The sequence below is a fragment of the Litorivivens sp. genome, assembly GCF_041625495.1.
Taxonomy (GTDB): Bacteria; Pseudomonadota; Gammaproteobacteria; order Pseudomonadales; family Spongiibacteraceae; genus Litorivivens.
This window is the reverse complement of sequence record NZ_JBFJTH010000189.1, coordinates 1-6591: the sequence shown is the minus strand read 5'-3', so window position 1 is coordinate 6591 and position 6591 is coordinate 1. Positions and strand designations below refer to the sequence as shown.

The following is a 6591-nucleotide window of genomic DNA, read 5'->3' as shown; positions in this document are numbered from 1 at the left end:
CGCGAATAACGAAAACACTGGCGAAGACGCCGCTGATGAATTGAATACCCAGCTCGACGGCACAACGGATACGTCGGCCATTAACTTGCTCACTCCACTGCCGAAAGCCATGATCTCCAAAGCTGGCGGCAATGAGCTTCCGTTGCAGCGGCAAAATCTTTCCGCTGCGGCTCCGCTAACAAATGCACCTAGCCGTGGCGTAGTGACAGAGGCGGTCGACAGTGAAGCCGGAGTGGGTTCAGCGAGCGAACACTCCCGAGATACGCTCGCGGCTGCCACGAAGAATCAGGCGTTCCGTACAGGACCAATACGCTCGGGGGACGTCACGGAAGCCGCACTGAACACACCGGCATCATCTGATAACAAAGCTCACGTAGCTGCCAGTGAGGTGTCGCGACGTCATACACAAACAATGGAGTTCACCAATACGCCGCTGGCACAGGCGAGCAGAGCGCTGGCTGAAACACCAGCGGTGCACGTCGAGCTGCCAACATCGCCAATCCAGCGTTTTGATCTGCGGCGCGAGCGCACCGAGGCGCTAACCTCGGTATCTGCAACAAGCTCGGACGCATTACCTCTCAATGGAATACTTCCGCAACCCTCGGCAACGCCGCTAACGGCTACGACCTCGGTACAACCCGGTGCACCGGTTTTGCACTCAGGGGAACCTCTGGTTGATAGTCTGGGCGAGAAAATCATCTGGCTGAGCCGACAGGATAACCAGCAGGCGACTTTGCAACTCAAACCCCTAGAGTTGGGCGCAGTGGAAATTCGCGTATCCATCTCCAATGCAGCTGCACAGATTGAGATTCACGCTCAGCAGAGCGACACAGGCGACCTGATAGAATCCATGCTGCCCAAATTACAACAGTCGCTAGAGCAACAGGGGCTGAAACTTGACGATGTTAAAATGAGCTCGTCACCGCTATTTGCAGATAACAACTCTGCCAAATCTGCGCAGCAGGAACACTCCCAGCGTAAGCTAGGGGCGAGTATGGCAGATGATGCCGAGGAGATGGCTGAAGAAGCTGAAGTCGTTGTTGTAAGCCGTGGCGACGCTTCTATCGACGCCTACGCCTAACCGCCAAAAAACTGTCACCCGTCAAACCGTTCGATATTAATTCTTAAAAAACAATGAGTTAAATGCTGGCACAAGCTTTGCTTTAGTTCGAGTATTGTCCGATTTTTGGCAGGAAACCCCTGCCTGGCAGGAGGTTAATCGAGCATGAAGAATATTGTTATCATCGCCGCTGCGCAGACAGTGCTTATTCTGGCGTCGGTCGCTGGTACCTGGTTTATGTTTCTCAGCACCATGCCAGCAACAGGCACCGATTCTGTAACAGAAGAGAGCGCCGTTGCTCCGAAATCAAAAAAGCCCCCTCTATATCTATCCATAGATCCGTCGCTGGTCGTTAACCTGCAAGGCAGTGGCAAGATGCGTTTTCTGCAAGTACAGCTGGAAGTGATGACCCGTGATGAGAGTGTTGCGGAGCTTCTGGAAACTCACAACACACGTATTCGCAATGACCTGATTTTCCAGCTGGGCTCTCTGACCGTTGACGATCTGCGCCAACCCGACGGCAAATCTACCATCCAGACCAACGCCAAAATGGCGATCAACAAAGTGTTGAACGAAGAAGCCGCGAAAATGGATGCAATAGAAGCGGTGTATTTCACCAAGTTTGTGATCCAGTAGCCGAGCAGGGAGACAGCGAGATGGCAGGTGTATTGGACCAGGAAGAAATCGATGCCCTCATGGGAGGGCTTGAGACGGGTGAACTCGACACACAAACCAGTACCGACATCGGCTTCGGTACACGTTATAACTTTAACCGACACCACTACGCCTTGCAGCGCTTGATGGAACCCTTGCGTGAAGTTCAAGAGGCCTACGCTGAAGCGATTCGCGACAAGACGGGGCAGTTAGCCTCGAATAGCTGTGAAGTTAAAGTCGACGAAATGATTGTTACTGATCTCGCCGAGCTCGCACCACGCCTAGCAACACCCTGTAGCCTGACCGTACTGAATGCGGCGCCCATTGCCATGCCTATGCTACTGGCGATTGAATCCGATCTGGTGTTTGACATCGTCAACCGCTATTTCGGCGGTGGTAGCAGCCTGCGCAAGTCGCGAACCACCGAAAAATTTTCCGCCACCGAAGTTCAACTTAGCCAGCTATTTGTGGAAGACCTTATCGCAGAGTTGGCGCCGGCCTGGCACAACTTTCTGGATATTGCGCCAACGGTCATCGGGCGGGAATCTGATCCAAAACACGTTGATGTTCTTGACGACAATGAAACGCTGATAGCCACCCGTTTTGCGGTGACCTTTGATTCCAGCGAAGGTGGCATCTGGCTGTTGGTGCCGTGGAAAGGTCTAGAGCCTATTCGCGAGCAATTGAAAATTACGGCCAATCAGCAGGCCCTGCCATCGGACCCCAACTGGAGCGCTAATTTCGTCGACGGTCTGGAAGACGCCAAAGTAGAGCTGGTTGCCGTGGTCGCCGAGCAGAAGATCAAACTGAAAAATGCCCTGCAACTGAAGACCGGCGACGTAATCGCCATTAACGACCCGAAAAATATTGAGCTCAAAATTGGCGGTATCCGACTGATGCGGGCGCAATTTGGGGTGCACGACGGACAACTGGCCGCGCAGATTCTTGAGACTCTGCGCAGTCCCATGCAACGAATCAAGTAGTGAGGATGGCTCCATGAGCGACAACACACCTACAGAAGCAGCCGCGATGGAAGAGCTCACCGCATCACCGGCAGCCGGAGGCGGCGAAATCAACCTGGACATGCTGCTGGACGTAAACGTAGCGCTGTCGATTGAACTGGGCAGGGCGGAGTTAAGCATACGCGAACTGCTGCAATTGAATCAGGGTTCCGTTGTGGATCTTAACCGAATGGCTGGCGAACCGCTGGATGTCCTGGTTAACGGTACGCTTGTGGCGCGTGGCGAGATTGTCGTGGTGAAAGAAAAATTTGGCGTCAAGCTTACCGAAGTGGTCAGCCCGGAAGAACGTGTACGACGCCTGAACTGATGGCCCGAAACTATCGTTTGTTAGACGAGAATCTGCTGATGCCAGCTAATGCCATATCCTTTCCGACAACACACAAAGCGCGACTAATAGCCGCCAGCCTTGCGCTGCACTGCAGTACAGTGCTTGCGGAAGCCGCTGACTCCAGCGTCTTGGTCGCCGAGTCTGTCGAGAAAGTGCCGCTGGAACCCCTGTCTTATGGCAATGCGTTCAGTGTGATTTTCAGCCTCTTGGTGGTATTGGCGGTACTTTTCGCCTGCGCGTGGGTACTGCGTCGCGGCCGTGGCGTAATCGGTGTATCAACTCAGAAAATAGCTGTGACCTCTCAGCTATCGTTGGGTGTAAAAGAAAAGATTTTGCTACTCAGAGTTGGTGATGAAAATATTCTGGTGGGCTATGCGGGCAACAACCTGCGCACGCTTCACAGCTGGCAAGGTGACGCTCCCCCGGATATTGAGAATGCTCAAGTCGGTACCGGTTTTGCCGACTACCTGAGCCAGCTAACGACGGGCAGGGGAGGCAAGCGATGATGCGCTCGTTGTTGATGCTGGCTTTACTTGTGCCGTTACCCGTTTTCGCACAGCAGGCTGGATTGCCCGCGATCACCGTGGAAACCGGCGCTGGCGGCGCGTCTGAATATACTTTGTCTATCCAGCTACTGGCGTTGATGACTGTGCTGACGCTACTGCCCGCGATGCTGCTGGGTATGACCGCGTTTACACGCATCATCATTGTCCTGGCGATTCTGCGTCAGGCTCTGGGCACCGGGTCCGCTCCCTCAAATCAGGTGCTACTCAGTATCGCGCTGTTTCTTACGCTGTTTATCATGTTTCCGGTACTACAAACTGTGAACACACAGGCCTTGACCCCTTATCTCGCGGGGGACATGCCCTTTACCGAGGCCATTTCTGTAGGGTTTTCGCCGTTCCGTGATTTTATGCTTGCCCAAACACGTGAGGCAGATATCGCGATGTTCGCGGGTATCGCCGGAATTAACAGCCTGGAGTCACCTGAGGACGTGCCGTTTTTTGTCTTGATGGCGTCGTTCCTGACCAGTGAGTTGAAAACGGCGTTTCAAATCGGGTTTCTGCTTTTTATTCCCTTTGTTGTGATTGATCTGGTCGTGGCCAGCATTCTGATGTCGCTTGGCATGATGATGCTTTCGCCCATGCTGGTATCACTGCCATTTAAAATCATGCTGTTTGTACTGGTTGATGGCTGGGTGCTGTTGATGGGCTCATTAGCGGCAAGTTTTACTACCTGAGGTAACCATGACACCGTAAACCGTTGTTGATTTGGGTCGGCAGGCCATGACTATTTCGGTACTGCTTGCAGCACCGCTACTGCTATCGGCACTGGCCGCCGGCATTCTGATCGGCATGTTCCAGGCTGCCACGCAAATTCAGGATATGACGCTGAGTTTTATCCCCAAGCTTGTCGTTTTTGTTATCGCATTGGGTATTGCGGGGCCCTGGATGTTGCGTCTGGCAATGGATTTTACGCTGCGCATCTTCGAATCCATACCCGCCATGGTTGGCTAATCATGATCCTTGATGAAGCCCAGATCGGCGCCTGGATTGCATCAGTCTGGTTGCCGTTTCTTCGCATTACCGGCGCAATGATGGCGGCGCCGCTGTTTGGCTCATCTTACGTGCCGGTACGCGTGCGTGTCGGCTTGGCATTGATGACCGCGCTGGTTGTTGCGCCGGTACTGCCCACACCCCAGCCGATCAACGCGCTGGGCTTTGAAGCGGTGCTACTGGCCGCAAACGAAATTCTGATCGGCATCTGTTTGGGGTTTCTGATTCAGCTGGTTTTTGAAGCCATTGTTTTCGCCGGACAAACAATTTCCATGGGCATGGGGTTAGGCTTTGCCATGATGGTTGATCCCCAGCGCGGCAATTCAGTACCCATACTCAGCCAGTATTTCCTGCTAATTACCCTGCTGATTTTTCTGGCTATGGGCGGTCACCTTGAGTTTTTAAAGCTAGTAGCTAACAGCTTTCATATCTGGCCAGCCGGTCTCACGGCCTTCGGCCCCGAGACCATCGGGATTATCATTCAATGGAGCGCAGAGATATTCAGTGGCGCCATCCGTATCGCGCTGCCTGCAGTGATTGCACTACTGGTCGTGCAGATAGGTGTCGGTGTTATCAGCCGTGCCGCTCCCACGCTTAACTTGTTCGCGGTCGGCTTTCCCATTGCGATTCTGGTGGGGTATGTGGTTCTGCAGCAATTGATGCCATTGTTTGTGCCGGCACTTGAAACCCTCATCGAACCTGCTTTCGAAACTGCGAATGCCTTGCTGGCGGGAGGTCAGCGTGGCTGAAGACAGCGGTCAGGAACGTACAGAAGAACCCACCCAGAAAAAGCGCAACGATGCCAAAAGTAAAGGGCAGGTTCCCCGCTCGAAGGAATTGTCCACCACCCTGGTAACGTTGGCAGGAGCCTGCATGATGGCCTTTGCCAGCCAGGGCCTGGGGGAGGGTACACTTAGGTTGTTCTCGCAATCCTTTAGTGAAGATTACCTGACGATCTCTGATCCCGCGCAACTTCCGGGCCTGTTTTTTAACATGCTGGTAGAGGCGCTTATGCTTTGCATTCCGCTGATGGCTGTGGTTTTTGTGGCTTCGGCAGTGGCCAATGTAGCCCTCGGCGGCTGGACCTTTTCGCTTGCGTTTAAACCTGAACGCATTGACCCGGTGAAAGGGCTTGGCCGGCTTTTTTCACTGAAGAGCTTGGTTGAGCTGTTCAAATCTATCGGCAAGCTCCTGCTGGTGGGTGCCGCCGCCGTCTTGGGCGTGATGATGATGCAAGATCAAATCATAGGTCTGATCATGCAGGCCCCCGATAAGGCCATTCGCGATGCACTGGGCATTCTCGGCTGGTTTTTTCTGATTACCAGTTTGCCGCTCATTATCATTGCCTGTATCGACGTGCCATTTCAGAAGTGGAATCACCAGAAAGAACTGCGGATGACCAAGCAGGAAGTTCGCGATGAGATGAAGGAAACCGACGGCCGCCCAGAAGTAAAAAGCAAGCTGCGGGAAATGCAGCAGGCCGCTGCGCGACGACGAATGATGGCCGATGTGCCCACCGCCGATGTGGTTATAACCAACCCCACACACTACTCGGTTGCCCTGAAATATGACGAGGTACGCGGCGGTGCCCCGATCGTACTGGCCAAAGGTGCTGACCTGATAGCGGCCAAGATACGGGAGGTCGCGGGTGAAAACGATGTGCCTATTGTGGAATCGCCGCGCCTGGCGCGGGCGGTATATGCAACTACAGATATTGGTCGTGAAATCCCAGGCGGTCTTTATCTCGCGGTGGCCCAGATTCTGGCTTATGTATACCAATTACGCGACTACCAGGCGATCGGCGGCGAATACCCCGTGCAGCCGGAACCGGCAGTTGACGACGAATTTTTGCGTGGGTTACACCCGCGCGCCGAATAAAGGACAGCGACTATGGCTACCCTGAGCAACAAAATGCCGGTTTGGCTCGAAGGTTTTATGGAGCGCGGTTTGGGCGTGCTGCTGATGCTGATG

Annotated in this window: 9 protein-coding genes; all 9 read left to right on the top strand. The window is 53.8% G+C overall.

The genetic code is table 11. The annotated features are described in order from the left end of the window. Positions 1 to 1081 (top strand): flagellar hook-length control protein FliK (locus tag ABYP39_RS16400; RefSeq protein WP_372783617.1); only part of this gene is annotated, 1081 nt, incomplete at its 5' end. Positions 1082 to 1225: 144 nt separating this feature from the next. Beyond that, positions 1226 to 1696, top strand: coding sequence for a flagellar basal body-associated protein FliL (gene fliL / locus ABYP39_RS16395; RefSeq protein ID WP_372783615.1), 471 nt, complete (start codon positions 1226 to 1228; stop codon positions 1694 to 1696). 20 nt (positions 1697 to 1716) lie between these two features. Beyond that, on the top strand, positions 1717 to 2697 hold the full coding sequence (locus ABYP39_RS16390) for a flagellar motor switch protein FliM (protein WP_372748067.1): 981 nt from the start codon (positions 1717 to 1719) through the stop codon (positions 2695 to 2697). A 13-nt stretch (positions 2698 to 2710) separates the two neighbouring features. Further along, positions 2711 to 3043, top strand: a complete 333-nt coding sequence (fliN, locus tag ABYP39_RS16385) for a flagellar motor switch protein FliN (RefSeq protein ID WP_372758244.1) — start codon at positions 2711 to 2713, stop codon at positions 3041 to 3043. After that, a complete protein-coding gene (locus ABYP39_RS16380; protein ID WP_372758243.1) occupies positions 3043 to 3570 on the top strand; it encodes a FliO/MopB family protein in 528 nt (175 codons plus the stop codon). The genes fliN and ABYP39_RS16380 overlap by 1 nt, the downstream gene beginning before the upstream one ends. Then, positions 3567 to 4304, top strand: a complete 738-nt coding sequence (gene fliP, locus ABYP39_RS16375) for a flagellar type III secretion system pore protein FliP (RefSeq protein WP_372748064.1) — start codon at positions 3567 to 3569, stop codon at positions 4302 to 4304. The genes ABYP39_RS16380 and fliP overlap by 4 nt, the downstream gene beginning before the upstream one ends. A 31-nt stretch (positions 4305 to 4335) precedes the next feature. Further along, positions 4336 to 4581 (top strand): flagellar biosynthesis protein FliQ, encoded by a 246-nt coding sequence (gene fliQ / locus ABYP39_RS16370; protein WP_372783613.1) that lies wholly within the window; start codon positions 4336 to 4338, stop codon positions 4579 to 4581. A gap of 2 nt (positions 4582 to 4583) precedes the next feature. Next, positions 4584 to 5369, top strand: coding sequence for a flagellar biosynthetic protein FliR (gene fliR / locus ABYP39_RS16365; RefSeq protein ID WP_372748062.1), 786 nt, complete (start codon positions 4584 to 4586; stop codon positions 5367 to 5369). Continuing rightward, a complete protein-coding gene (gene flhB, locus ABYP39_RS16360; protein WP_372748061.1) occupies positions 5362 to 6498 on the top strand; it encodes a flagellar biosynthesis protein FlhB in 1137 nt (378 codons plus the stop codon). Before fliR ends, flhB begins: the two co-directional genes overlap by 8 nt. Positions 6499 to 6591: the final 93 nt, after the last annotated feature.

What these genes read in the sequence shown, in the direction of transcription:
- fliL (WP_372783615.1), top strand. Translation starts at nt 1,226, where the DNA reads ATGAAGAATATTGTTATCATCGCCGCTGCGCAGACAGTGCTTATTCTG.
- ABYP39_RS16380 (WP_372758243.1), top strand. Translation starts at nt 3,043, where the DNA reads ATGGCCCGAAACTATCGTTTGTTAGACGAGAATCTGCTGATGCCAGCT.
- fliN (WP_372758244.1), top strand. Translation starts at nt 2,711, where the DNA reads ATGAGCGACAACACACCTACAGAAGCAGCCGCGATGGAAGAGCTCACC.
- ABYP39_RS16390 (WP_372748067.1), top strand. Translation starts at nt 1,717, where the DNA reads ATGGCAGGTGTATTGGACCAGGAAGAAATCGATGCCCTCATGGGAGGG.
- fliP (WP_372748064.1), top strand. Translation starts at nt 3,567, where the DNA reads ATGATGCGCTCGTTGTTGATGCTGGCTTTACTTGTGCCGTTACCCGTT.
- fliR (WP_372748062.1), top strand. Translation starts at nt 4,584, where the DNA reads ATGATCCTTGATGAAGCCCAGATCGGCGCCTGGATTGCATCAGTCTGG.